Below are 25,084 nucleotides of genomic sequence, written 5' to 3'. Positions count from 1 at the left end.
ACTTCACGGTGGCGCAACGCATGGTTTGCCGCATAATGTGTGCAAACGGGTGTCATGACCCGTCTGGACGAAGAAAAGGATTTTTGATGCAAATCGTTCCGAAACCGGTGCTCCTGTCCACCTTTGCCGGCCTGTTTGCCGCAGCGCTGGGTGTCGCATCGGGACCCGCCGCTCTTGCTGCGGGCGCTGGGGCCTCCGTGGGGCAGAAGCTGGTTCCCCATCGGGCCGTTTACGACATGAAGCTGGGCGATACCGAGGAACAGGCTGGCATTGCGGGCCTGAACGGTCGGATGGTCTATGATTTTTCCGGAAATGCCTGCGACGGCTACAGCGTTAATTTCCGCTTTGTCACAGAGTTCCAGGACACCAATGGCGGCTCCCAGATCACCGACCTGCAAACCACGTCCTTTGAGGAACCCCATGCTGAAAGCTATCAGTTTCTGTCCAAGACCTTTGTCGATCAGAAGCTTGTGGAGGAAACGCGCGGAACCGCGCGTGTGGGCAGTGACGCCAAGACCGTCGAGCTGAAACAGCCGTCCGAAAAGTCGCTTCAAATTGGCAGCGATGTGCTGTTCCCGACCGAGCATCTTCTGTCCATCCTGAAGGCGGCCGCCAAGGACGTGCATTTTGTGGCGGCGGACATCTATGACGGTGCGGAAACAGGCGAGAAGGTCTATGCCACCACCACGGTAATCGGCGCCATGGGAACCGGTGATGCGGATGCGGGCAAGCCCGGGGCGTCGCTATCCGGGCTGAACTACTGGCCGGTGACGGTCGCTTATTTCGATCCGAGCGCGGAGAATGCGTCGGGTGAATTGTTGCCGGTCTATCAGCTTGCCTTCCGTCTCTACCAGAACGGTATCAGCAGTGACCTGAAGCTGGACTACGGGGATTTCATCATCCACGGCAAGATGGCTTCGCTCGAACTTTACGAAGAAGGTGCTTGCGAGCAAGACTGAGCGGGGGGCTATCCGTCATCGCGCCGCCGGCTGTCCCGGGCGGCGTGGATAAGGCCGAGTTCCACAGCGGATTTGCCGAATTTGTCGCGCAGCTTGTCGACGGCGCGTTCGGCATTTTTGCGGCGTTCCGCCGACGGATCGATGAGATCCTGCGGATCGGCCCGATCTGCCGGCTCCAGGTCGCTGACACCGATGCCGATCAGCCGGAAACGGCGTCCGTCGGCCTCGGCCTGAAGCAGGTCCTCGCCCGCCGCAAAAATCTTGTCTGCGAGCTGTGTCGGATCCTGCAGGTGTCTGGCCCGCGTGATGGTCCGGAATTCGGCCGTTTTCAGTTTCAAGGTGATGCCGCGCCCAGAAAGCTCGGATTTTTTCAGCCGGGCGGAGACTTTTTCCGACAGGTTTCTGAGGATTGGCCGCAGGGTCTCGAAGCTGGAGATGTCCGTCCGGAAGGTCGTTTCGGAGGACACGCTCTTGGCCCCGCGCGATGGGGTGACCTCCCGGCTGTCGTCGCCATGAGACAATCTGGCCAGACGCAGCCCGATCGAGCCATAGCGGCGTGCCAGATCCGCGGCTTCCATTTCCTGCAGCTGTCCGATCAGGCGGATGCCGTCCTTCTCCAGCTTCTTCTGAAACACCTTGCCGACGCCCCAGATCCGGCCGACGGGCATGGCAGCCAGAACCGCCTTGGCCTCCGCCGCGCCGATCACGGAGAACCCGCGCGGTTTTTCAAGGTCCGAGGCGAGTTTGGCCAGGAACTTGTTCGGGGCAAGCCCCACGGACGCGGAGATGCCGATATCCGTTTCCAGATCGCGGACAAAACCGGCAAGGGTCTCGGCCGGTGTCGCCTTGTGCAGCCGCTCGGTTCCGGTCAGGTCGAGAAAGGCCTCGTCGATGGAGAGCGGTTCAACCAGGGGCGTCAGCGCCCGCATGCGTTCGCGGATTTCCTTGCCGACCTTGGCGTATTTTTCCATGTTCGGCTTGATCACCACAGCCTGCGGACAGGCTTCCAGGGCCTTGAACATCGGCATGGCGGAGCGCACGCCGTAGATCCTTGCAATGTAGCAGCAAGTCGACACGACGCCGCGCTGACCGCCTCCGACAATGAGGGGCACGTCCTGCAGGTCCGGATTGTCCCGCTTTTCGATGGAGGCATAAAAGGCATCACAGTCGATATGCGCGATCGACAGCAGATCCAGCTCCGGGTGTGAAACCAGCCGCGGACTGCCGCAGCGTGGACAGCGGGCGCTTCCCTGCGGCGGGCGGGTACCGCAATCCCGGCAGAGGGCGCGTATCGGCGATAAGGACTGGGTCACGGTTCAGCTTCGATGGATTGGCAGCGCGCAAGGCGCGTCACGGCAGATTATCGCCAATAAAGACGGCCGTCTCCTGCCAATCTCCGGTCAGGAGGTCGATGTGATCTGCGGCTTTCATGGTCGCGCGGAACCTGGGATCGGCGATGAACTGGATCTGCAGTGCGGCGGGCAGGGACGCGTTGACCGAACTGTGGTTGGTTGGACTGTCATCGATGAAGACGACCGGCGCCGGGCGTCCTGCGGCGAGCGCGGCGACAGCGCCACCTTTCGGGCCGGAATTGGTCAGCACTGGAAAACCGATGCCCATGCCTCCGAGCAACTTCTCTCTTGCCGGCTTGTTGTGTCCGCCGGGCAGGTTGGTCAGAAGAACGATGTCCCAGGTCTCTGCAAGATCGTTCAGGGCCGCAGCAGCGCCGGGCACCATGTCCTGCCGGTGACTGACATCGTCGAAGAAGCTCAGGAGCAGGCGGCGAACATCTTCAGCCGCCAGCGGCTGGCTGTCGCCCTGCCGGCCAATATTGCCGGTCAACCGGTATTGATGCTGCAGAAACTGCAACTCCCGGGCATGCAGGTAGTCCTCCAGATGCGCGATCAGATGCAGCACCACCTCATCGACATCGCAGATGATCAGCGGACGGCTCGACGCGGGCAGGGCGCGGATCTGAGCCAGAACTTCCGGCAGGACGGGGGTCGGTTCAGGCATAGTCTTCCTTGTTGCCGGCAAGAGCGAAGCGGGCCGCTGCCATCATGGTCGGCCGGAGACCGGCATTTTCACAAAAGGCAAGCAGAAGCGCTTCGTCCATCATGTAGAATTCAAGCACTCCGGCCAAAAAACCAGGTTCTCCCGCTGCTTCCCGAATCATTTCCGGCCCGATTCCGGAAAAAGCGAGGAAACGACCGATCTGGTCGGGGTCTTTGCTCAACTGGACCAGGGCGTCCGTGGCAATTCCTTGTGCATCTTCAACGGACAATGATTTCCCCTGTATATTTTTCATTGTGTTTTTTTGCCTTTCTGAAACGATTCCGGGTTAGAAGACATCTAATGCGGACCGGGGAAGGGTTCTACCGCGGACAAGAATTGCCCGCGAGACAATAATTGGGACCGGCGGTCAGCCGGGTGAAGGGCCGGACTTATGGCAAAATCGGTGTTGATCGTAGAAGACAACGAGCTGAACATGAAGTTGTTTCATGATCTGCTCGAAGCCCACGGCTACAACACCTTGCAGACCCGCACCGGCATCGAGGCGTTGCGCTTGGCGCGTGAGCACCATCCCGACTTGATCCTGATGGACATTCAATTGCCGGAAGTCTCCGGGCTCGAAGTCACAAAATGGATCAAGGAAGACGAGGACATAGCCTCCATTCCTGTGATTGCCGTGACCGCCTTTGCCATGAAAGGCGACGAGGAGCGGATCCGCCAGGGTGGTTGCGAGGCCTATATTTCCAAGCCGATCTCCGTGGCCAAGTTTCTGGAAACGGTGCGCGCCTATCTCGGCGAAGCCTGACTTAAAGGCCGTCCTGTCGACGTCACCGCCAAGTTTTTTGCCAAGATTTCACGGTAAGACCGGCCTCACGGCCCTGCGATATGCGTGGAATCACTTGCCCCGCAACTGACGCGGTCTTCATATTAAGGTTACAGATTTACTAAAACTGCGTTGTTTCTGTGTATATTTTGCAGAAAATATTGCATTCGGGTTACAATCGGGTAGTGTGATCCGAGATTAGGAGTTTTCCTGATCGCCTCATTGACGAGGTCATTAATGACCTAACGTTAGTTGGCAAAGCAGTTTCCCCTCGGAGTGCTCAGGTCCGCCGCATCTCCTGGGTCCGTGGGGCAGGTCGGCAGGGAACCGGCCGATGAGTGGCCTCCTCGAATGCCGTGTTCCCGCCGACCACTAATCTTTCCGCCAAGAATCCGTCCTGTCTTCAGCCCTTTGCCTGGGCCTGAGCGGCCTTTGCCGTGCGTGGAGCAATGATGTGCCGGACAACCAAATGCGTGTCTTGCGCCCAACAAAAAACCCGCCGTTTCCGGCGGGTTTTTGATGCAGCTTCGAAAAACCGAGATTACTTGATCTTGGCTTCCTTGAACTCGACGTGCTTTTTCGCAATCGGGTCGTATTTCTTTTTGACCATTTTCTCGGTCATCGTGCGGGAGTTCTTCTTGGTGACATAGAAGAAACCGGTATCCGCCGTGGAGAGCAGCTTGATCTTGATTGTTGTCGCCTTGGCCATGGCCGTGGTTCCTGTTCTTTGTTGTCGGGCAAAGAGTTCTTGTGGCCAGATGGGCTGGCGAGGAATCTGCCCCAATGTCTGAAATCAGCGCGCAACCTACTCATCATGGCGTGAAAGTCAAGCGCTTGCTTTGGTTCTGCGGTTAATTTTGATCCATATGACGGCAGTCATTCACAATCGAATGAATTGTCAAATCTGTTCTCTTACAAAGCCACCCTTGCGGAAGAAGTAATAGGGAACGGGCGTTGCCGGCGACAGCTCCGGATCGGCCTCCAAGCGCGCTTCCAGATCGCCGAGGATCTTGGTGGTGATCATCGGCAGTTCCTTGTTCCTGGCCTCCTTGAAGGTCAGCCAGGCGCAGTCTTCCAATTCTCCGGATGGACCGTGGCCTTCGGGCAGCTGGTCGGCAATGGCATCGGCCCAGACGGCCAGGAAACGCGTGTCGAAGCGGCGCGGCCGCTGCGGTGGTGTGATCGCCCTGGCAATCACCCGGAGGCCGCCCAGGTCAGGCTGAATGCCACGGTCGGCGAAGGCTTCGAAGCCGGTGCCAAGGCGGAGCTTGGCATCATCGGTTTTCCGTCCGATGAAAACGCCGGCTTCCTCGTAGGTTTCCCGGATGGCGGCCAGTGCCAGGGCGCGCACGCGGGCGGCCGTGCGGGCGTTTTTCAGGTCCTTGAACAGCTTGGCCTCAACGTCCGGGTGATAGGGCAAAACGTCGGCGATGCGGGAATCGGCTGGATCGACCCGGCCGCCCGGAAAGACAAATTTGCCGGGCATGAAGGTGTGCCGCATGTGCCGGCGGCCCATCAGCAGGCAAACGTCTCCAGAGGGCTTCCGGTCCAGGATCAGCAGCGTTGCCGCGTCCTTGGGCCGGATATAGGGAAAGTCGCCGGCCTTCTCGTCCTTGGCCAGTTGTTTCTCGAAGGAACCGGTCATGAAATCCTTTCAGACGGCACCGGTACAGGCAGCGGCTGGTCCTCTTCCGCATCCGGGTCGAAGCCGTGCATGTAGAGCGCCCATTGCAGTCCGATGAGGGCCCCCTTGATCGGCCGCATCAGGCCGAGGGAGAGAAAGAGAGTGAGGGGCACCCACAGCGACATGTGGATCCACAGGGCCGGGCGCCACATCACCTCGACAATCAGCATCGCCGGAATGACGATGTGGCCGACAATGGTGATAGTGAAATAGGGCGGTGCGTCGTCTGCGCGGTGATGACGAAATTCCTCGCCGCACGCTTCACAAGCATGACGGACGGACAGAAACCCGTCGAAGATCCGGCCTTGGCCGCAATTCATGCAGCGGTTCTGGGCACCGCGCAGCATGGCGGGCAGGACTTTCCGGCGCGGTTTTTCAGGCGGCGCTTCGGGCGCCGCCAGTTTCTCGTGCACGTCGTAACGAACCGTCACGATGACCTCCTTCGAACCTTCTTCTTTGGAGAGGTCGTGTCGCGTTTGCCCTTGGGTGGCCCGCGCCGCGCCTTGGGGGCTGCCTTGCGTATGCGCCTGCCGGCGATCCGTCCGTGACTGACCATCTCGAAGGTCAGCGATCCGGCAAAGGGCGCGGCGTCAACGAGCCTGACCTCAACTTGATCGCCAAGTTGGTAGGTCTCGCCGGTTTTGTCACCTATCAGCGCATGCGACGCTTCGTCATAGCGATAAAAGTCGAGGCCGATGGTGGAGGCGGGCACGAAGCCGTCGGCGCCGGTCTCCTCAAGACGCACGAACAGGCCGGACTTGATCACACCGGCGATGCGGCCCTGGAAGGTCGCGCCAACCTGATCGCTCATCCAGAGCGCGATCAGCCGGTCGATCGTGTCGCGTTCGGCCAGCATGGCCCGTCGTTCGGCGCTGGAAATCTCCGCCCCGATGGCTTCCAGCTTGCTCTCTATGCCCTCCGGCAGGCCGTCCTTGCCAAGCCCGAGGGCCGAGATCAGTCCGCGATGCACGATCAGGTCGGCATAACGGCGGATCGGCGAGGTGAAATGGGCATAGCGGCGCAGATTGAGACCGAAATGGCCGATGTTCTGCGGCGCGTATTCGGCCTGGGCCTGACTGCGCAGCACGACTTCATTAACCAGATGTGCTTGCGGCGTGTCCTTGACCTTGGCCAGAATGCTGTTGAACACCGATGGCCGGAGACCGCCCGTGGATGGCAGCTTCATGTTGAGCGTCGACAGGAAGTCCTTGAGGCTTTCCAGCTTCTCCGGGGTCGAGGCGTCATGGATCCGGTAGAGCAGGGGAGATTTCTTCTTCTCCAGCGTCTCGGCCGCGGCGACATTCGCCTGGATCATGAACTCTTCGATCAGCTTGTGCGCGTCGAGCCGGTCCGGCACGTAGACATGATCGACGGTGCCGTCTTCCTTGAGCTTGATCTTGCGTTCGGGAAGATCGAGATCCAGCGGCTCGCGGGCATCGCGGCCCTTCTTAAGCACCTCATAGGCGGCCCAGAGCGGCTTCAGGATGCCGTCGACGATCGTTTCCGTCTTCTCGTCCGTGACACCGTCAATCGCCTTCTGTGCCTGGATATAGGAGAGTTTGGCGGCCGAGCGCATCAGCACCCGGTGGAACGTATGCCCTGTCTTGCGGCCGGTCTTGTCGAAGATCATCCGAACGGCCAGCGACGGCTTGTCTTCCTTTTCCCTGAGGGAACAGAGCTGGTTGGAAATCCGTTCGGGAAGCATCGGAATGACACGGTCCGGGAAATAGACCGAATTGCCGCGCAGGTTCGCTTCCTTGTCCATCGGCGAGCCGGGCGTCACGTAATAGGCGACATCGGCGATCGCGACATAGACGATGTGACCGCCTTCATTCTGCGGATCCTTGTCCTGTTCCGCATAAACGGCGTCATCATGGTCCTTGGCATCGGGCGGATCGATGGTGATCAACGGGATCTGGCGCCAGTCCTCTCGCTGCCCGAGTTTTTCGACCGGCTTGGCGCCTTCCGCCTGGGCTTCGACCGCGGCCGGAAAGACATGCGGAATGCCGTGCGACTGCAGGGCGATTTCGGAGATCGCCTTTTCCGACTTCATCGAGCCGAAGCGTTCGACAATCGAGGCGCGCGGATGGCCGTAGCGGCCGGAACGCGACACCTGCACGCTGACCAGATCACCGTCGTCGGCGTCCTTGAGGTCCTGTGGGTCGACATCCAGTTCGCGTTGCTTGCGGTCGATCGGTTCCAGATAGGGCGGGCGGCTGCCGTCGCGCTTTCTGAGAATGCCCAGGATCGCGCCCTGTTTCTTCTCCAGAACCCGGATGACCCTGGCCGCATGGCTCGCCTCGGGACCGGTTTCGGCTTCGGTCAGGCGAACGAGCGCCCGGTCGCCGACACCCGGCTGGGTGGCCTTTGTCTTGCCCGCCAGCACCAGGATCTTCGGTGGATCGCCGGCTTCGTCGTCCCAGTCGACGGGCGTGCCCAGAAGCTCGCCGTCGCGGTCGCGGGCGGAGAGGTTGGCGACAAAGACCGGTGGCAGATCGCCCGGGCGGATCATGCGCTTGTTGCGCTTCTCCACCAGGCCGTCATCGGCCAGATCTTTCAGCATCTTCTTCAGATGGATGCGGGCGCCGCCAATGATGCCAAAGTGGCGCGCGATCTCGCGCTTGCCGGCCTTGCCCGGGTTGTCCGCGACAAAGGCGAGAATGTCCTCGCGCGAGGGCATTTCACCTGGAACCTTGGCGTGTTTTCGCTTGGTGTGTTTGCGCGTGCTAATCCGTTTTGCGCTCAAGAGGCGTCATCCCAGGGCACCTCGTCGGACGACGCGTCGACCTCGGCCTTGGCGGTCTTCTTGGCGGTCGTCTTCTTGGCTGCCGTTTTTTTGGCGGCCGGCTTGTCTTCGCCATTGGCCGCTTTCTTGGCCGTTGTCTTTTTCGCGGCCGGCTTCTTCGCCGCGGCCTTTTTCTTGGTGCCGCCCTTGGAGGCCTTGGCGGCAATCAGCTCCAGCGCCTGTTGCAGCGTCACCGTCTGCGGGTCGCTGTCCTTGGGCAGGGTCGCGTTGATCTTGCCGTGTTTGACATAAGGCCCGTAGCGGCCGTCATAGACATTAACCGGTCCGCCTTCCTGCGGGTGTTCGCCAAGTTCCTTCAGCGGTGTCGCCGCCGCGCCGCGCCGTCCGCCGCCCTTGGCGCGTTTTTCGGCGAGCGCATCGACAGCACGGTTGATGCCGACGGAGAACACCTCGTCCGGTGTCGAGAGATTGGCATAGGTGCCTTCATGCAGCACGAACGGGCCGTAGCGGCCGATGCCGGCCGTGATCATCTTGCCGTCTTCGGGATGCGGTCCGACCTCACGCGGCAGGGACAGGAGTTGCAAGGCCTTGTCGAGGTCCATGTCAGCGGCGGACCAGCCCTTGGGCAGGGACGAGCGCTTCGGCTTGGCCTCGTTGCCGAGCTGCACGTAAGGCCCGAAACGGCCGGTGCGCAGCGACACTTCCAGGCCGGTCTCCGGGTCGGTGCCGAACACCTTCGGGCCCTCGTCGGCCTCGCCATTCTCGCCGCTCGGCTTGCCGAGCTGGCGGGTATAGCCGCATTCGGGATAGTTGGAACAGCCGATAAAGGCCCCCCAGCGGCTGACCTTCAGGGACAGCTGGCCGCTGTCGCAGGTCGGGCATTTGCGCGGATCGGAGCCGTCTTCCTTTTCCGGGAAAATATGCGGGCCGAGCAGCTCGTTGAGGGCGTCGATGACCTCGGCGACGCGCAGGTCCTTGATTTCGTCGACTGCACCGGAAAAACCGGTCCAGAAATCACGCAGGACGTCGAGCCAGGACAGCTCGCCCGCGGAAATCTTGTCGAGCTGTTCTTCCAGGCTCGCGGTGAAATCGAATTCCACATAGCGCTGGAAGAAGCTTTCCAGGAAGGCCGTGACGATGCGGCCCTTGTCCATCGGCACCAGCTGCTTCTTGTCGAGTTCGACATAGTCGCGGTCGCGCAGGGTCTGCAGCGTCGAAGCATAGGTGGACGGCCGGCCGATGCCGAGCTCTTCCATCTTCTTCACCAGGCTGGCTTCCGTATAGCGCGGCGGCGGCGTTGTGAAATGCTTTGAGGATTCAATGGCGTCGGTTGTGCCGTCGACCGAGGCCGCCGTCAGCGCGGCGCCTTCGTCAACCGCGGGCAGGCGCTTGGAATTCTCGTCCTCGTCGTCGTCGCGGCTTTCCTGGTAGAGCGCCAGGAAGCCGTCGAAGCGGACGACGGAACCGGTCGCGCGCAGATTGGCGCGCTTGCCGGAGCCATCTGCCAGGATCTCGATGGTGGTGCGTTCCAGCACCGCAGATTCCATTTGGGAGGCCATGGTCCGTTTCCAGATCAGCTCATAGAGCTTGGCCTGATCCGGATCGAGGAACGGCGCGACGTCCTTCGGCCGCCGGGACAGATCGGTCGGACGGATGGCTTCGTGGGCCTCCTGGGCGTTTTTTGCCTTGGAGGAATAGGCACGCGGCTTCTCAGGCACGTATTTGTCGCCGAAGTCCTTGGCAATCACGGACCGCGCGGCGGTGATGGCCTCGTCGGCGATCTGGACGCCGTCGGTACGCATATAGGTGATGAGACCGGAGGTCTCGCCGCCGATGGAAATGCCTTCGTAAAGTCTCTGGGCGACCTGCATGGTGCGCGAGGCGGCAAAGCCGAGTTTGCGGGACGCTTCCTGCTGCAGCGTCGAGGTGGTGAAGGGGGCGGCGGGATTGCGTCTGGCCGGCTTGGAGGCGACGCTGTCGACCTTGAAGCTGGCGCTTTCCAGCATGGTCTTGATGGTGGTGGCGTCGGCTTCGTTTGTGATGTCGAGACGGCCGATCTTCCTGCCGTCGAACCCGGTCAGGCCGGCCTGGAACATGTCGCCGGCCGGGGTCTTCATGTTGGCGAAGATCGACCAGTATTCCTGCGGGTTGAAGGTCTCGATTTCCATTTCCCGGTCGCAGATCAGCCGGAGCGCGACCGACTGCACACGGCCGGCGGAGCGGGCACCGGGCAGTTTGCGCCAGAGAACCGGCGACAGGGTGAAGCCAACGAGATAATCGAGGGCCCGGCGGGCGAGATAGGCATCGACCAGCGGCGTATCCAGCTGGCGCGGATTGGCCATCGCCTCCAGAATCGCCTTCTTGGTGATGGCGTTGAACACCACGCGCTCAACATGCTTGTCCTTCAGAACCCGCTTTTTCTGCAGAACTTCAAGCACGTGCCATGAAATCGCTTCCCCTTCGCGGTCGGGGTCAGTCGCGAGAATGAGACGGTCGGCGTCTTTCACCGCATTGGCGATCTCGGTCAGGCGCTTCTGGGACTTCGAATCCACTTGCCAGCTCATGGCGAAGTTGTCGTCCGGCTGCACCGAACCGTCCTTCGGCGGCAGATCCCGCACGTGACCATAGGAGGCCAGGACCGTGTAGTCGGAGCCGAGATATTTGTTGATCGTCTTGGCTTTCGCCGGCGATTCCACAATGACGACGTTCATTCTTACCCAAATTATTTTTGCCGGAAACGGAGCCCCGCCCGGTGGAGAAGGTGATCTTTCAATTGATCTGATGGCGCAGACGATCAAGGATCAAGCGCCGCCTGTCAAATGGACCTTTGAGGCACTGGGGTCAAGCGGTTCGCTCCAGATACGGGTTATCCACTGAGATTCAAGATAAATCGGTCCTTCACATCAGAGCCGAGATTTTGTTGCCGCGATGCCGTTCGAGGCGTCCGGCGAGTTCCAGTTCCAGAAGCAGGATGTGGACGGAGCGGGCATCGCCATCGGCAAAACGGATCAGCTCGTCCAGGTCGACCGGGGTCGGCCCGAGCGCATTCAGGACCCTGGTCCGAAGCTTGTCGTCAGGTTCCGGCGGCTCGATCGGTCCGGTTGGCGAGGGCGGTTGACGGTGCGTTTCGGTAAAGGACAGTCTGGGTTCGAGCGGGCCGGACAGGCCTTCCAGAATGTCGGCGGCCGACGTGACAAGTGTGGCGCCCTGACGGATCAGGCCATTCGCCCCTTCCGACCTTGGATCCAGCGGCGAACCTGGGACGGCAAAGATCTCCCGGTTCTGCTCCAGGGCGTAGCGGGCAGTGTGCAGGGAGCCCGACGCCTTTGCGGCCTCAATCACGACCACACCGAGAGACAGGCCCGAGATCAGACGGTTGCGCCTGGGGAAATCGCGGCCGCGCGGTTTCCAGCCAAAAGGCATTTCGCTGATCGCCGCGCCGCCGGCCTGGAGCAGCGCGCCGAGCAGCCGGTCATGTTCCGGTGGATAAAGAATGTCTATCCCGCCCGCGAAGACCGCGACGGTGCCGGTCGGGACCGCCGCTTCATGGGCGGCGGCGTCGATACCCCGGGCGAGACCCGAGGCAATGGCAAAACCTTCAGCGCCCAGCTCCTTGGCAAATCGGCCCGCGAGCTTGCGGCCCGACAGGGAGGCGTTGCGCGCGCCGACGATGCCGAGCATCCGGTCTCGCGCGATCACGTCTCCACCCAGCACCGACAACAGGGGCGGCGGTCCGTCAATGTGCCGGAGATGGGGCGGAAAGTCCTCTTCGCCAAGCGCAACCAGCCTGGCACCGATGCGCTGATGGGCGGCCAGTTCCTCCTCGGCGGCCTCCCGGGAACAGAGCCGGTAGGTTTTCCCGCCGCCGCGCCGGGACAGGTCCGGCAGACGCTCAAGCGCCTTCTGGGCAGTGCCGCAATGGCTGAGGAGCTCGGCGAAGGTAACCGGGCCGATGTTTTCGGAGCGTATTAAACGCAGCCAGGCAAGTCGGTCTGCCTCGGAGAGGCGCTTGGTTTTATCGTTGCCAGGGCCGCTCACGCGCCTCCGCTGCCGGGCGCGGCCGCGTCGGGTTGGGGCTTGGACTTGGAGCCGATCTTGCTCTCCTGGCCACGCAGGAGCCGGCCGATATTCTCATGGTGCTTGGCCCAGGCCAGAGCGGAGAGAAGTGCGAACATTTCGGCCATCTGGACCTGGTGAAACACCAGCCACAGCAGAATGGGTGTCAGCAAGGCCATGGTCAGCGCGGAGAGCGAGGAATAGCGGAACACGGCGGCCATGGCGATCCAGATGCCGGCCGCCAGCAGGAACATCGGCCAGAAGATCCCGAGCAGGATGCCGAGATAGGTGGCCACACCCTTGCCGCCCTTGAATTTCAGCCAAACAGGAAAGAGATGACCGAGAAAGGCGCCCAGACCTGTGATCAGCGCCATTTCCTGGCCATAGAGATGGCTGACGATCAAAACGGCGACCGTGCCTTTCAGGCCGTCGCCCAGGAGCGTTGCCAGAGCCAGGGACTTCCTGCCGGTGCGCAGCACATTTGTGGTGCCGATATTGCCGGAGCCGATCTTGCGGATGTCGCCAAGGCCCGCCATGCGGGTGAAAATCAGCCCGAACGGGATCGAGCCGAGCAGATAGCCGAAGGTGAGGGCGGCGAGAAAATAGGGCCAGGCCAATTCCCAGCTGATCGGATCGGGCACCCTGAGACACTCCGGTGACATCGGTAAAAACTGTGAGGGCAATGTAGCGACATGGCCGCCGGGATCAAGTCCGGTCGTTCGTATTCCTGCGTGTCGTCGGGTCAGTCTGCCAGGGCGAGAGGCGCACTGGTCACTTGGACAATTTGTATTTTTCCGCCTGCACCACCAGCGAACCGAAGGGCAATGTGATGCTCGCCCGAAGCGGCACGAGGTAGGGTTTGTTGCCTACAGGCGCCAGCCAGACCTCCATCGAGGTGTTGCTCGCGAGTTCCTGGATCGATTTGCGTTTGGGCCGGTGGCCGGCGACGGGTTCATAACGCACGCCACAGACCAGCACCTCGCCCTTGAACCGTCCGTCCGAGGTCTTGGCGGCGCGGCGCGATTTGTAGGAGAGGTGAACGTCGTATCGTTCCTTGCCGTCATAGATCCGCAGACTTCTGTTGCAGCTTTCCTGCGAGAGGCTTTTGGGCGCCGGTAACAGTGCAGCGCTCAAGGGGTCGAGAACATTCTTCAGATGGGCAGCCGTGACCTTGATCCGTTCCTTCATCCGGTCCTGGGGCGGATTGACCGCAACGGTGTCCACCTTGCCCGCGCGCATTGTCATGGCGACCGTCCCGGTCTCGTCCGTGCTTTTCAGATCGAGCGCATAACTGGCGGGGCTCAGCGTTAGATCCCGGACGTTTCCCGCTGCCTTGACCTTGCCCTTGCCGTCGGAGACCAGCCGGCCGAAGGCCGCCGTCTGCCCGTCGGCGCTCAAGGAATAGCTGCCGTCGTTCACATTCACATTCAGGACGCCCGAGCCGATGGGCAGGCTCAGCGCATAGAGCTTATATTTCAGATAAAGGTCGGCCGCGGAGGCCGATCCGGCCGACAGCAGCAGCATTGTCGAAAAGAGAAGTGGCAGGCGCATCAAGGTCATCCGCTGGATCAGGTCGGCGAAAGCTTGACGAGAATTGTGGCGGCAAGGCGGATGGACCGCAAAAATGCGGTCCCGATTGCGCCTGCTTCGTTCTTCAGCTGTAGGAATAGACCGTCCTGCCGGAGACCACGGTTCTGAGCACCCGGCCGGAGAACCTGGCATCCTCGAAGGGCGAGTTCTTGGAGCGGGAGCGGATCGCGCTTTTCTCCAGGACCCACGGCCGCTCCGGATCGAACACGGTGACGTCCGCCGGGGCGCCCTTGGCAAGGCGGCCGGTTTCAAGACCAAGGCGGTCCGCCGGGCGGCAGGTCATGGTTGCCAGGAGCGTGACCAGATCGACCTGCTCGGAATGATAGAGCCGGAGTGCCGCGGCAAGAAGGGTCTCCAGACCGATCGCGCCGTCCTCGGCCTCGGCCCAGGGATGGCGCTTGGTTTCCACGTCCTGCGGATCGTGGTTGGAGCACAGGATGTCGATGGTGCCGTCGGCGACGGCGGCGATCATCGCCTGCCGGTCGTCCTCGTCCCGAAGCGGCGGCGACATCTTGAAGAAGGTTCGGTAGGCGCCGATGTCGTTTTCGTTGTGGGTGAGGTGGTTGATCGAGACCCCGGCGGTGATGTCGAGGCCCTTTTTCTTGCCGGCGCGGATGACATCGGCGCTGTCGGCGGTCGAGATCAGGTTCGCGTGGTATTTGCCCTTGGACATGGCAACCAGGCGCAGATCGCGCTCCAGCATGATGATTTCCGCTTCGCGCGGCACGCCGGAAAGGCCTTTCCAGCTGGCATTAAGCCCGGCATTCATGACCCCGCCTGCCAGATCCGGATCTTCCGTGTGATGGATCACCAGCGCGCCGAAATCCCGTGCATAGGTCATCATGCGCCGCATCACCTGGGCGTTCTTGACCGACTTGTGGCCATTGGTGAAGGCAACGGCACCGGCTTCCTTCAGAAGGCCGATCTCGGTCATTTCCTCGCCCCGCAGGCCCTTTGTCAGAGCTGCGAGCGGCAGGACATTGATGCTGGCGGTGTCGCGGGCCCGGCGCAGGATGAAGTCGACCAGTGCCGGGTCGTCGATCACCGGGTCGGTGTCCGGCATGGTGCAGATGGTGGTGACACCGCCGGCTGCCGCCGCGTTGGAGGCGCTGGCAAGCGTTTCGCGGTGTTCCGCGCCCGGTTCGCCGACGGAGACGCAGAAATCGATCAGGCCGGGGCAGGCAATCGCGCCTTTGCAGTCGACAATCTCGGCGCCGTAGGGTGCGCCCTGATTGGCCGCTTCCGGACCGGCGGCCAGGATGGTGCCGTCGGCAATGATGACAGAGCCGGGCACGTCGAGACCGCGTGCCGGATCGATCACCCTGGCGTTGGAAAGAACCAGAGGTTTGGGTGTGTCGAGTGCCACTTTTGTCTGTCCTCTGGTCGTCAGTTGTTCGGCAGGTTGGCGGCGAGCGCCTCAAGCACGGCCATGCGCACGGCAACGCCCATTTCCACCTGTTCGCGGATCAGGCTCTGGGCGCCGTCGGCAATCGAGGCGTCGATCTCGACACCCCGGTTCATGGGGCCCGGATGCATCACCAGCGCGTCTTCATTGGCGTAGGCAAGCTTTTCCGCGTCGAGCCCGTAATAGCGGTAATATTCGCGCACGGATGGTACGAAGGCCCCATTCATGCGCTCGCGCTGCAGGCGCAGCATCATGACGATGTCGGCCCCCGCAAGGCCTTCCTTCATGCTCGTGAACACCTCGGCGCCCATCTGGCCAATGCCGGAGGGCAGCAGCGTGGACGGGGCAATCACCCGCACCCTGGCGCCGAGCGCGTTCAGGAGGATGATGTTCGAGCGGGCGACGCGGGAATGGGCAATGTCGCCGCAGATCGCCACGGTGAGCCGGGCGATCTTGCCCTTGTGGCGCCGGATCGTCAGCGCGTCGAGCAGCGCCTGGGTCGGGTGCTCGTGTGGACCGTCACCGGCATTGACCACCGAGCAGCTGACCTTGCGCGCAAGCAAGTGCACGGCGCCGGCAGCGTGGTGGCGGACCACCAGCAGATCGGGATGCATCGCGTTCAGGGTCGCGGCCGTGTCGATCAGGGTCTCGCCCTTTTTGACAGAAGACTGGGACACCGCCATGTTCATCACATCCGCCCCCAGCCGTTTTCCGGCCAGCTCGAACGAGCTCTGCGTCCGGGTGGAGTTCTCGAAAAACAGGTTGATCTGGGTGCGTCCGGCAAGGACATGCTTGCGCTTGTGGATCTGGCGGGAAACCTCGACGGCTTCCTCGGCACGGTCCAAAAGGCCCAGAATTTCGTGGGGGTGAAGGCCCTCTATGCCCAGCAAATGACGATGGGGATAGGGGCTGTCTCGATGGGTGTCTGTCGCGGTCATCGAGACCATCCCTATAAGGGGCTTTTGGAGACTGCACAAGCGCGGAAATGCCATCATGCCCGCTGTCCACACATCGGCTAAATATTTGAACGCTTGGACAAAACCAAGCGGCGCCTCGAAGGACGCCGCCGCTGAGAGATCCGTGATGTCTCTTCTGGATGGATCAGGCCCGGATTTCGTCCAGGACCTTGTCGTAATAGTCGCAGAGCTCCTGGACGTTGCCGGTGGTTTGCAACTTGGCGGCTTCCGTCTGCATTTCCTGGGTGATTTCCTGGAACCGCGCCGGGTCCTTCTGCGCAAAGCTCTGCAATTCGGTGGCAACGTCGAGCGCCTTTTGCTGAACGCTTTCGATGCTGCAGTCGCCGGCAAAGGCCGGACCTGCGAAACTGAGGGTCAGCGCGAGGGCGAGCAGTGTCTTTTTCATGTTTGTTCCTGTGTCTGAAATCGGTGACTGAAAACACAGGCATTGTTTCGCCGAAGCGGTTGCCGGAACAACTGACAATTCGATAATGTGCTGAATTTGCTGACAGTTTCTGCCAGTTCGACACGTGAGCCCAGGCAGGGCCGGGACTCTTTGGATCCGGTGTGCAATGCGCCTGACAGCTGCGCTCCTGCCAAGGACGCGTGTGTCAGGTGAACAGAAGCAGAGCCAGGGGGATCGTCACCGTCGCTGCCAGGGTCTGTAGCGTGATGATTTCCGCCATCAGCTTGGCGTCGCCACCCATCTGCCGTGCCAGCAGATAGGAGTTGCTGGCGCAGGGAACGGCGCTCGCGATGACCACGACCGCAAGCGCAGGGCCGGTGACACCGAACAGGCTGGCAAAGACAAACGCCAGCAGCGGCATGAAGACGGGGCGCAAAAAGGTGCCCATGGTGAGCGCAGGGCCTGGACGGCGCAGGGAGCCGAGGTCCAGCCCGGCACCGACACAGATGATGCCGATCGGCAAGGCAGCGCGCGCGAATATGCCGAGCGTATCGTCGATCAGGGAGGGCATGGCGAGACCGCTGACATTCATGAGCACACCCGCACCGATCGAGAGAATGAACGGATTTGTGTAGAGATCGCGGGCGATCTTGGCGCCACTCGGCGAGGTGCCGCTGGCATAACGCGACAGCACCAGGATGCTGGCGACGTTCAGAACCGGGATCATGAACACCATGGCGACCGCGAGCATCGCGAGGCCGAGGTCGCCGGCGACATTGTCGGCAATTGCCAGCGCGATCATGGCGTTCCAGCGCAGGGTGCCCTGGAAGATCGACGTGAACCGATCCGGCCCGATGCCCCAGATCCGCTCGATCGCGGTTCTGGCCAGCAGCAGCACGAGCGCCATTGTGAAAATCGAGGCGAGTAGACTGCCGCCCATATTGAGCGTCGGGAAGCTGTTGAAATCCGCCTGGGAGATCGTCCGGAACAGGACCGCCGGAAACAGCGCGTAATAGGCCAGCCGCTCGACACCGCGCCATTGTTCGCCCGTGATCAGCCCGGTGCGGGCGATCAGATAACCGGAGGCGATCACGAGGATCACCGGCACGAGGGCGGACAGGGTCGTCAGCATGGATCGGGCTTTCGCGATTGATGGGAGGCGAAGGGTGGGGCCGTGCCTCTGCTACCAACTTATCATTGCCCCTATCCAATTTTTGGGTGGCTTGCAGCCACCGCTATTTTTTTTCTGAGTAGCGTGCTTTCAATGCGTCGATCAGGTTTCGAAAATAAGCTCGAACGCTGTCACCGTCGATACTCTGATGGCTGTCCGCATCCAAAAAGAAAGATACAGCATCCAGTACGCAACGAAAGTTCATGTCTTGAGAAGAGTTTGAAGTGTCATTCACACCCAGTACAACATCAAATTCCTTCAAAGGAAGGCTTACTACCAAGCAACTATCAGAATCGCCTCTAAAAAAATCTGCATCTTCCTGGGTCATTCCGGGGAGGAATTCTTGAACTTTCTCCAAGTTTATGGCTCCGTCTAACAAAAATCCCGATCCGGAGAGAAAAAGTAAGTTTGGAAACCCGTCAAGTTCAGTCGAATATTCTCCGTAGAGTAAATAAACTTGGACAACTGATTTCATAAAGCTTTGAACTTGCTCTTCCTCAATGTGACTAGAGGCGCTCATTGGTCTTATTGAAACGTTCTTAATTGCTGCTCCAATCGCGGGCGAGGAGAAGCAGAGTAATGATACCAAAACGAGAAGTGTTTTTTTCAGCCTGATGAAGCCTGGCATCGAATGATTTTCCTAAGTCTCGATTTCTACTCTTGGATCTGAAAAATACGATTCCGAAATTTAACTATTTCGTTGATTTTTTACGCAACTTTTATCGCCAAACGTTGGCAAGGTGAGTTCTACATTTTTCTTTTAAGCATGCATGTTAGAAAAGCGATGCGTTGAAAGCAAAAATCCGCGTGTGTTGGGCGAGACACTCCTGCCTTAGAATAGACGGCGGCTATCTAAGCCCATAAACCCGAGTCGGTCCAGAAAGCCCTGCAGGATAAAGGCGGCGGCCATCTTGTCGACGGCTTCGGCGCGTTTCGCCCGGCTGGAATCGGCTTCCAGCAGCGTCCGGGTCACGGCGGCTGTGGACAGGCGCTCGTCCCAATAGGTGATCGGGATATCCGTTTTTTGGGCCAGGTTGCGTACAAAGGCGCGGGTGGCCTGGACCCTGGGCCCCTCGCTGCCGTCCATGTTGAGCGGCAGGCCGAGCACCATGCCGCCAACCTGTTGTTTGGCGCAGATCTCCAGGAGCTTTTCCGCGTCCAGCGTGAATTTCTTGCGCTTGATCGTTTCCATCGGGGAGGCGATGCCGCGGCCGAGATCCGACAGCGCCAGGCCTATGGTCTTGGTGCCGAGATCGAGGCCGATCAGCCGTGTGCCGGCAGGAACGGCGGCCATGAAGTCTTCGAGCGGGAGTGCGGGATCGTTTGCCATGGCGTGGCTTTATCAGGCCGGATGCGGATGATCCAGCAGGAACAGTGTTTGATGTAAAGGTGCCCGCCTCAAATGGCTGCCGATTCCGGCCGCAGATAGACATGACCGGCCGGGCCTTTCTGGAGCTCAAGCCAGGACATCAGATCCGCAAGCGGCAGGCCTTGTGTGAAATACCGTCCCTGCAGGCAATTGGCCCCAAGAAGAGTCGCGAACTCGGCCTGGTTCCGGGTTTCAATGCCTTCCGCGACCGTGAAGCAACCCAGTTTTTCCGCCATATCGATGGTTGAAGCCAGGATGGTCCGGATGCGCGGATCCGCGCTGGCTCCGGTGATCAGTGATTGATCGATCTTCAGGAAATCGACCGGCAATCCGGCGAGGCGGGTGATGTTCGAATAGCCGGTGCCAAAATCGTCGATAGAGACCCGGTAGCCGAGTTCATGCAGACGGGTGAAGGTTGTCAGCGCCCGCTGTTCCGACGCGAACAGGGCATCCTCAGTGACTTCCAATTCGAGTTGCCGGCAGTCAAACCGCAAGTTGGACCGGATCGTCTCGATCGCGTCGATGAAGCCCGGCGAGACGAAATGGTTGGAGCCGATATTCACGGAGACCCATAGGTCATGGCCCTCTCGTGCGAGCGTCCCGTGATCCTCCATCGCCTGGGCGATCACCCATTCGCCCAGACGGTTCATCGCGTGAGAGCCGTTCAAGAGCGGAATCCAGTGTTCCGGCAGCAGGCATCCGAGCTCGGGATGGTCCCAGCGCGCCAGCGCCTCGACGCTGATGACCTTGCGCCGGCGCGTGCAGATCTTCGGCTGGTATTCCAGATGGAGCTGGTTGTTGTCGATGGCTGCAATAAGGTCGCGCCGCGTTTCGGCGGCTGATTGCGTGCCGATGGCCGGCGAATAGATTTGCATCCGGTTCTTGCCGGCGTGTTTGGCATGATACATGGCGATGTCGGCGCGTTTCATGAGCTCCTCAAGCTCCCGGCCATCTTCGGGAAAGCGTGCGCAGCCGATGCTGGCGCTCGGAGATACGCTGAGGTCTGTGCTTGGAACGGAGAGGGCCAGAAGCAGGTCTTCCAGGAATGTGCGGATCTTGCCGTTTGACCGAAGGCCCTGGATCATCACTATGAATTCGTCGCCGCCGATCCGCGCGACCAGCGGCGGCGCTAAGGCTGCGCCCGTGTTGTCCTCCGCACTCAGATCGAGACCTTCCGCCATGCTTGCAAGCGTACGGGCGCAAGCCTTGAGATGCAGATCGCCCACATGGTGTCCGTGGAGGTCGTTGACCTCCTTGAAATTGTCGAGGTCTATCAGCAGGAGAACGCCGCCCTGGCCGGTCTCTGTCGCCTCTTTCAGTATCCGTTCGGCAACGGCCTGCAAATGATCCCGGTTCGGCAATCCGGTGACATGATCGCTGAAGGCCAGTTTCTCGATTTGCTCTCCAGCCTTGGTCATGCGCGCGACCATGCGGTTGTAGCTGTCGCAGAAATCCGTGATTTCGGTGAAACGGACCGGCCCGTCCACAGGGTCGACCGGAGCCAGTTTCCGGTTTCGGGCGCTGGTGTGCATTGCCAGGGCCAGACGCTCCAGAGGCCGGGAGAGCGATCTGGCAAGGGCCAGCCCGACCAGAACCGTAGCAAGCAATGCTGCAGCGACGATTGCCAAAAGGGAAGACTGGTTCTGACTGACCTTGTCGTAGATTTCCGACACGGGCTGCGGCACCATCACACCCCAGCCGGGTCCGTTCACGGTGGTGAAGCCGGCAATCATGTCTTTCTCGACCGCCGGAGAATAGAAAGTCTCGATGCCGGTTTCGCCCTTCATCATGCGGGCGACGGCGGAAATCTGCGAAAGGTTCTTGCGCTCTTTGACCCAGTCGGGGCGTGGATGCGCGATGACGGTGCCGGTCTGGTCGACAATTGCCGCGTGGCCTTTTTCGCCGAAGACGATGCTCTTGCCGAGTTCGATGAAAAAGTCCGGATCGATCAAGCCGATGGCGTAATGCTGTTCCAGCTCCTGGACCAGAAAAAGGACATTCCGGTCGTCAGATAGTGCGGTGACCTTGGAGAAGGTGGGGCTGTCCGCCTGGGCAATCTCCTTTAGAGCGTCGTGGATTCTTACGTCTATGCCACTGATGACGCCCGCATTTGGCATGCTGAGGCTTGCGGTGACCCGGCCCGAATATTTGTCGGTCAGCAGAACGCTGCACAGGTTCAGGCGGCCCAGAAGTTCGACAAATTCCTGCGGATCGCCGCCGTTGGACAATTGTCTGCTGACGGCCTTGAAGGTTGTGACGAGGTCGCGCTGGTAGCGGTCGAGCGACAATCCGGCCTTGTGGGCCAGCAGAAGGTGCCGGTCCTTGACTTCGGCGAATTCACGGCTGACCGCGTCCCGGTAGGACCAGACGCTGAAAATGAGCGTCGGAAGCAGTGCCGCAACCAGAAAACTGAAGACCAGATAAGTACGGATCTTCATCTCAATGCCCCATGCCCAGCCCAAGCACATACAGAAGCGTCACCTTGCTGGTTCGATAGGCGCGCCCTCTGGTCCACGGTCATCTCGCAAGAAACGGTCTCGCCTTATTGCCGTGGTTTGCATTTTGTACAACCGTAGCAAAATCGAGCGTGTGTTAACATCGGCAATGATTGCAATGTCCTTGGAGATCGCGTGGTGATGTTCGTCAGGGCGAAGTCCAGATAACCATCACTTTCACCGGGCATGATATCCTCTTGTTGCTCGGCCTCGCAGGCTGCTAAGTTTCCTGGCAAGCTTTTGAAATTCGGGAGACATTGATGAAACTGACCTGGTACGGACATTCCGCCTTCAAGATCGACATCGATGGCGCCTCGATCCTGATCGACCCCTTTCTCACCGGGAACCCGTCTTTTCCGGAAGAGCTTGACGTGGAGCAGGTCGCAGAAGGGGTAACCCATGTCATTCTTACCCACGGTCATGATGATCACATTGGCGACTCCATCGAAATTCTGAAAAAGACCGGGGCGCAGTTGACCTCGAATTTCGAGATCTGCATGTGGGCGACACGGCAGGGTGTCGACAATATCAGCCCGATGAACACCGGTGGCATGGTCAATGCCGGGCCGTTCAAGGTCGCGTTGACGGCGGCGGTGCATTCATCGTCAAAGCAGAGCGACGGCGAGGCGATCTATCTCGGCAATCCGCACGGAGTGATCATCGAGGTGCCGGGCCAGAAAGTGCTCTATCATATGGGCGACACCGACATTTTCTCCGACATGGCCTTGATCAACGAAATCTACCGCCCCCGGATCGGGATTGTGCCGATCGGCGACCGGTTCACCATGGGCGGCAAGGTTGCGGCTTTGGCCTGCCGGAAATTCTTCGATTTCGATACGATCGTGCCGTGTCACTATGGCTCCTTTCCGATTATCGACCAGACCTCCGACACGTTTGTCGGCGCAATGGGCCCGGACAGCGGCAAAGTGTCGGCATTGAAACCCGGGGCATCGGTCGACTTCTGACGCGGCCGGGTACGCAAGCTGGAAGAGAGGACGACGCAGGAGTTCAATAACAATTTTCAATAGCCGCTCATCGGGTCCATTCGGGAAACTGACTTGACTTCGTTGTTGAACGGCCTGTTTTCAGGAGAGTGGAAATGCCGACAGTGAAAGACGTTACGTTTGACTTGTTGCGTGAACTGGGCCTGACGACGATTGTGGGCAATCCAGGATCCACCGAAGAAACCTTTCTCAAGGACTTCCCCAAGGATTTCAGATATGTGCTGTCGCTGCAGGAAGCCAGCGTGGTCGGCATCGCGGACGGGTTGTCGCAGGGCCTCAGAAAACCGGTAATCGTCAACGTGCACACCGGAGCCGGTCTCGGCAATGCGATGGGCTGCATCCTGACGGCCTATCAGAACAAGACACCGCTCATCCTGACGGCCGGTCAGCAGACCCGGGCCATGTTGCTGCTCGAGCCGCTGCTGACAAACATCAACGCGACGCTGATGCCCCAGCCCTGGGTGAAATGGAGCTATGAGCCGGCACGTGCGGAAGATGTGCCGGCGGCCTTCATGCGCGCCTATGCAGCGGCCGTCCAGCAGCCGAGCGGACCGGTGTTCCTGTCCCTGCCGCTTGACGACTGGGACAAGGAAATGGAGGGGCCGGCGCAGGTAAGATCCGTTGCGCAGCGCTCAGCTGCGGACCCCGCGCGGATCCGTGACTTTGCGGATCGCATCAACGGAGCAAGGAACCCCGTTCTGGTCTATGGGTCGGACATTGCCCGTTCCCAGGCCTGGCAGGAAGGCATTGCGTTTGCCGAAACCCTGTCCGCGCCCGTGCTGACGGCCCCCTTTGCCGAGCGGACGCCGTTTCCCGAGAGCCACCCCCTGCATGCCGGGGCGTTGCCCTCCGCCATAGGGCCCATTTGCGAGCGGCTGGAGGGCCATGATCTTGTTGTCACTGTCGGTGCACCGGTGTTCCGGTATTATCCCTATGTGGCCGGTGACTATCTTCCGGCCGGGACGGCCTTGCTTCATGTCACCGACGATCCGGACATGGCCTCGAAAGCGCCGGTCGGCGACAGCCTGATCTCGGACAGCAAGCTGTTTCTTGAAGCCATTCAGCCACTGCTGCTAAAGCGGGCGAAAACGCCCAATCCCTATTCGAAAGAGGCCGCTCCGGTGCCGGACCTCGCTGAACTTCCGCTGACGCCGGATGCCGTCTACAAGCTGATCCGGGAAGCTGCTCCCGAAGAGTTCGTTCTGGTCGAGGAGTCTCCTTCGAATGTCATCGAACTGGAGCGGCAGATCCCGATCGACAAGCCCGACATGTTCTACACCTTTGCCTCTGGCGGCCTTGGATGGGACATGCCCGCGGCGGTCGGCTTGGCACTGGCCGAGGGGGAAAGCGGCCGCAACCGGCCCGTGATCGCGGTCATTGGCGACGGATCCTTTCAGTACTCGGTCCAAAGCATCTATACTGGCGTTCAAGAGAAAGCACATGTCATCTTCGTGGCCATGCGCAACAGCGAGTATGCGATCCTGAAGGAATTCGCGATCCTGGAGGAAACCCCGAATGTGCCAGGTCTCGACCTGCCGGGGCTGGATATCGAGGCGCTGGGCCGCGGCTACGGAGCCAGATCGACAAAGGTCAAGACGGCCGATGACCTGACTGCGGCGCTCAAGGAAGCCCTGGCGCATGAGGGCACTTCGGTGATCGAGGTCGAGATATCGCCGAAACTGCGCTCGCTGCTTGGATAAGCTGTTCAACTAAAAGAGAGAATGTTGTTGTGGCGTAAAAGCTCGGGCACAATGTCGGCGCAATCGGATGTTAGGTGCGCCGCATACGGCGAGCCGGACATTCACTAACTGCAATCACCAGGGACGAAGAAATGAAGCTGCCAATTCTCGCAGGCATCATCGTACTCAGCGGCACGCTCCTGGCGGCCCCTGTTCTGTCGGCGGACAAGTCGATCACGCCGGACGGCAAGCCTGCGCCGTCGCAGCCCCATGCCAAACCAGGCTCAAAGGCAGCTGAGGACGAGGCCGCGGCGGCCAAAACGCCTTATGAAACGGTGCGGGACGTCTTCACTGGCGACCTGACCGTTGCCGGTGAAAAGGTTTCCTTTCCGCAGCAAAACCCGTCCGTCCGGGCCATTGAAATCACCATGGCGCCCGGTGAGGTGACCGGCTGGCATCAGCATCATGCCCCTCTCTTTGCCTATATGCTGGAAGGGGAAATCACGGTCACCTATGAGGAGATCGGCAAGAAGGTCTACCGGCAAGGCGACGGCCTTCTCGAAGCCATGGATGTGACCCATCGCGGTGAAAACACGGGCGACGGGCCGGCCAGGATCCTGGCGGTTTTCCTGCTGGGCGATGACGGCAAGGCGGTCGTCGAGGAACCCGCGCCAGGCTCGGACAAGGCCAAGGTGCAATAGCGGGATGAAGCGGGCCGGCGCGCTGCC

At 60.5% G+C, this 25,084-nt stretch carries 24 protein-coding genes; 6 read left to right on the top strand and 18 right to left on the bottom strand.

Translation table 11 applies throughout. The features are described 5' to 3' along the window. Positions 1 to 86: 86 nt before the first annotated feature. Positions 87 to 959, top strand: a complete 873-nt coding sequence (locus tag M0H32_RS21795) for a cell envelope integrity EipB family protein (RefSeq protein WP_248157610.1) — start codon at positions 87 to 89, stop codon at positions 957 to 959. A gap of 8 nt (positions 960 to 967) precedes the next feature. Here M0H32_RS21795 and M0H32_RS21790 read toward each other — a convergent pair whose 3' ends face one another. The 3 genes from M0H32_RS21790 to M0H32_RS21780 are packed head-to-tail and all read right to left on the bottom strand — an operon-like array spanning position 968 to position 3,267. Further along, positions 968 to 2,272, bottom strand: a complete 1,305-nt coding sequence (locus tag M0H32_RS21790) for a DNA polymerase IV (protein WP_248157609.1) — start codon at positions 2,270 to 2,272, stop codon at positions 968 to 970. Positions 2,273 to 2,309: 37 nt separating this feature from the next. Continuing rightward, positions 2,310 to 2,975, bottom strand: a complete 666-nt coding sequence (locus M0H32_RS21785) for a hypothetical protein (RefSeq protein WP_248157608.1) — start codon at positions 2,973 to 2,975, stop codon at positions 2,310 to 2,312. Continuing rightward, positions 2,968 to 3,267 carry a DUF3572 domain-containing protein gene (locus tag M0H32_RS21780; RefSeq protein WP_248157607.1) on the bottom strand — a complete coding sequence of 100 codons (300 nt, stop codon included), beginning with the start codon at positions 3,265 to 3,267 and terminating at the stop codon, positions 2,968 to 2,970. The genes M0H32_RS21785 and M0H32_RS21780 overlap by 8 nt, the downstream gene beginning before the upstream one ends. A 138-nt stretch (positions 3,268 to 3,405) precedes the next feature. Between M0H32_RS21780 and M0H32_RS21775 the strand changes: the two genes are divergently transcribed. Continuing rightward, positions 3,406 to 3,777 (top strand): response regulator, encoded by a 372-nt coding sequence (locus M0H32_RS21775; RefSeq protein WP_248157606.1) that lies wholly within the window; start codon positions 3,406 to 3,408, stop codon positions 3,775 to 3,777. Positions 3,778 to 4,336: 559 nt separating this feature from the next. Here M0H32_RS21775 and rpmG read toward each other — a convergent pair. From rpmG to topA, 5 genes are all read right to left on the bottom strand, one after another. Further along, positions 4,337 to 4,504, bottom strand: coding sequence for a 50S ribosomal protein L33 (gene rpmG / locus M0H32_RS21770; RefSeq protein ID WP_094070346.1), 168 nt, complete (start codon positions 4,502 to 4,504; stop codon positions 4,337 to 4,339). A gap of 189 nt (positions 4,505 to 4,693) precedes the next feature. Continuing rightward, positions 4,694 to 5,440 (bottom strand): NUDIX hydrolase, encoded by a 747-nt coding sequence (locus tag M0H32_RS21765; protein ID WP_248157604.1) that lies wholly within the window; start codon positions 5,438 to 5,440, stop codon positions 4,694 to 4,696. After that, the gene (locus tag M0H32_RS21760; protein ID WP_248157602.1) at positions 5,437 to 5,910 is read right to left on the bottom strand and encodes a DUF983 domain-containing protein; all 474 of its coding nucleotides are present in this window, start codon (positions 5,908 to 5,910) and stop codon (positions 5,437 to 5,439) included. The genes M0H32_RS21765 and M0H32_RS21760 overlap by 4 nt, the downstream gene beginning before the upstream one ends. After that, positions 5,907 to 8,159, bottom strand: a complete 2,253-nt coding sequence (gene rnr / locus M0H32_RS21755) for a ribonuclease R (RefSeq protein WP_248157647.1) — start codon at positions 8,157 to 8,159, stop codon at positions 5,907 to 5,909. Before rnr ends, M0H32_RS21760 begins: the two co-directional genes overlap by 4 nt. 62 nt (positions 8,160 to 8,221) lie before the next feature. Beyond that, positions 8,222 to 10,936, bottom strand: a complete 2,715-nt coding sequence (gene topA, locus M0H32_RS21750; RefSeq protein WP_248157601.1) for a type I DNA topoisomerase — start codon at positions 10,934 to 10,936, stop codon at positions 8,222 to 8,224. Between topA and M0H32_RS21745 the strand changes: the two genes are divergently transcribed. Further along, entirely contained in the window at positions 10,923 to 11,102 is a 180-nt protein-coding gene (locus M0H32_RS21745) for a hypothetical protein (protein WP_248157600.1), read from the top strand. The two genes, topA and M0H32_RS21745, sit on opposite strands and share 14 nt — an antisense overlap. 21 nt (positions 11,103 to 11,123) lie before the next feature. Here M0H32_RS21745 and dprA read toward each other — a convergent pair whose 3' ends face one another. The 10 genes from dprA to M0H32_RS21695 form a co-directional block, all read right to left on the bottom strand. Further along, on the bottom strand, positions 11,124 to 12,263 hold the full coding sequence (gene dprA / locus M0H32_RS21740; RefSeq protein WP_248157599.1) for a DNA-processing protein DprA: 1,140 nt from the start codon (positions 12,261 to 12,263) through the stop codon (positions 11,124 to 11,126). Continuing rightward, a complete protein-coding gene (gene plsY, locus M0H32_RS21735) occupies positions 12,260 to 12,922 on the bottom strand; it encodes a glycerol-3-phosphate 1-O-acyltransferase PlsY (RefSeq protein WP_248157598.1) in 663 nt (220 codons plus the stop codon). Before plsY ends, dprA begins: the two co-directional genes overlap by 4 nt. A 130-nt stretch (positions 12,923 to 13,052) precedes the next feature. Then, positions 13,053 to 13,832, bottom strand: a complete 780-nt coding sequence (locus tag M0H32_RS21730) for a DUF3108 domain-containing protein (RefSeq protein WP_248157597.1) — start codon at positions 13,830 to 13,832, stop codon at positions 13,053 to 13,055. A gap of 103 nt (positions 13,833 to 13,935) precedes the next feature. Next, on the bottom strand, positions 13,936 to 15,237 hold the full coding sequence (locus tag M0H32_RS21725; protein ID WP_248157586.1) for a dihydroorotase: 1,302 nt from the start codon (positions 15,235 to 15,237) through the stop codon (positions 13,936 to 13,938). 20 nt (positions 15,238 to 15,257) lie between these two features. Beyond that, positions 15,258 to 16,214 carry an aspartate carbamoyltransferase catalytic subunit gene (locus M0H32_RS21720; RefSeq protein WP_425607346.1) on the bottom strand — a complete coding sequence of 319 codons (957 nt, stop codon included), beginning with the start codon at positions 16,212 to 16,214 and terminating at the stop codon, positions 15,258 to 15,260. Positions 16,215 to 16,377: 163 nt separating this feature from the next. Then, a complete protein-coding gene (locus M0H32_RS21715) occupies positions 16,378 to 16,638 on the bottom strand; it encodes a hypothetical protein (protein ID WP_248157584.1) in 261 nt (86 codons plus the stop codon). A gap of 205 nt (positions 16,639 to 16,843) precedes the next feature. Then, complete coding sequence (locus M0H32_RS21710; RefSeq protein WP_248157582.1) at positions 16,844 to 17,770, bottom strand: AEC family transporter; 927 nt, start codon at positions 17,768 to 17,770, stop codon at positions 16,844 to 16,846. 103 nt (positions 17,771 to 17,873) lie between these two features. After that, positions 17,874 to 18,437, bottom strand: a complete 564-nt coding sequence (locus M0H32_RS21705) for a hypothetical protein (protein WP_248157581.1) — start codon at positions 18,435 to 18,437, stop codon at positions 17,874 to 17,876. Positions 18,438 to 18,641: 204 nt separating this feature from the next. Continuing rightward, positions 18,642 to 19,139 carry a Holliday junction resolvase RuvX gene (gene ruvX, locus M0H32_RS21700; protein ID WP_248157579.1) on the bottom strand — a complete coding sequence of 166 codons (498 nt, stop codon included), beginning with the start codon at positions 19,137 to 19,139 and terminating at the stop codon, positions 18,642 to 18,644. Positions 19,140 to 19,207: 68 nt separating this feature from the next. After that, complete coding sequence (locus M0H32_RS21695) at positions 19,208 to 21,616, bottom strand: bifunctional diguanylate cyclase/phosphodiesterase (protein WP_248157577.1); 2,409 nt, start codon at positions 21,614 to 21,616, stop codon at positions 19,208 to 19,210. Positions 21,617 to 21,933: 317 nt separating this feature from the next. Between M0H32_RS21695 and M0H32_RS21690 the strand changes: the two genes are divergently transcribed. The 3 genes from M0H32_RS21690 to M0H32_RS21680 all read left to right on the top strand — a co-directional run bounded on the left by M0H32_RS21690 (position 21,934) and on the right by M0H32_RS21680 (position 25,057). Beyond that, positions 21,934 to 22,638: a metal-dependent hydrolase gene (locus tag M0H32_RS21690; protein WP_248157575.1), complete on the top strand. Its 705-nt coding sequence runs from the start codon at positions 21,934 to 21,936 to the stop codon at positions 22,636 to 22,638. Positions 22,639 to 22,772: 134 nt separating this feature from the next. Further along, positions 22,773 to 24,377 (top strand): benzoylformate decarboxylase, encoded by a 1,605-nt coding sequence (mdlC, locus tag M0H32_RS21685; RefSeq protein ID WP_248157573.1) that lies wholly within the window; start codon positions 22,773 to 22,775, stop codon positions 24,375 to 24,377. A 131-nt stretch (positions 24,378 to 24,508) separates the two neighbouring features. After that, positions 24,509 to 25,057 (top strand): cupin domain-containing protein, encoded by a 549-nt coding sequence (locus M0H32_RS21680; protein ID WP_248157571.1) that lies wholly within the window; start codon positions 24,509 to 24,511, stop codon positions 25,055 to 25,057. Positions 25,058 to 25,084: the final 27 nt, after the last annotated feature.

The sequence above is a fragment of the Roseibium sediminicola genome (assembly GCF_023156505.1).
Classification (GTDB): Bacteria; Pseudomonadota; Alphaproteobacteria; order Rhizobiales; family Stappiaceae; genus Roseibium; species Roseibium sediminicola.
The sequence above is the reverse complement of the archived record's forward strand: the minus strand, read 5'-3'. Positions and strand labels throughout refer to the sequence as shown.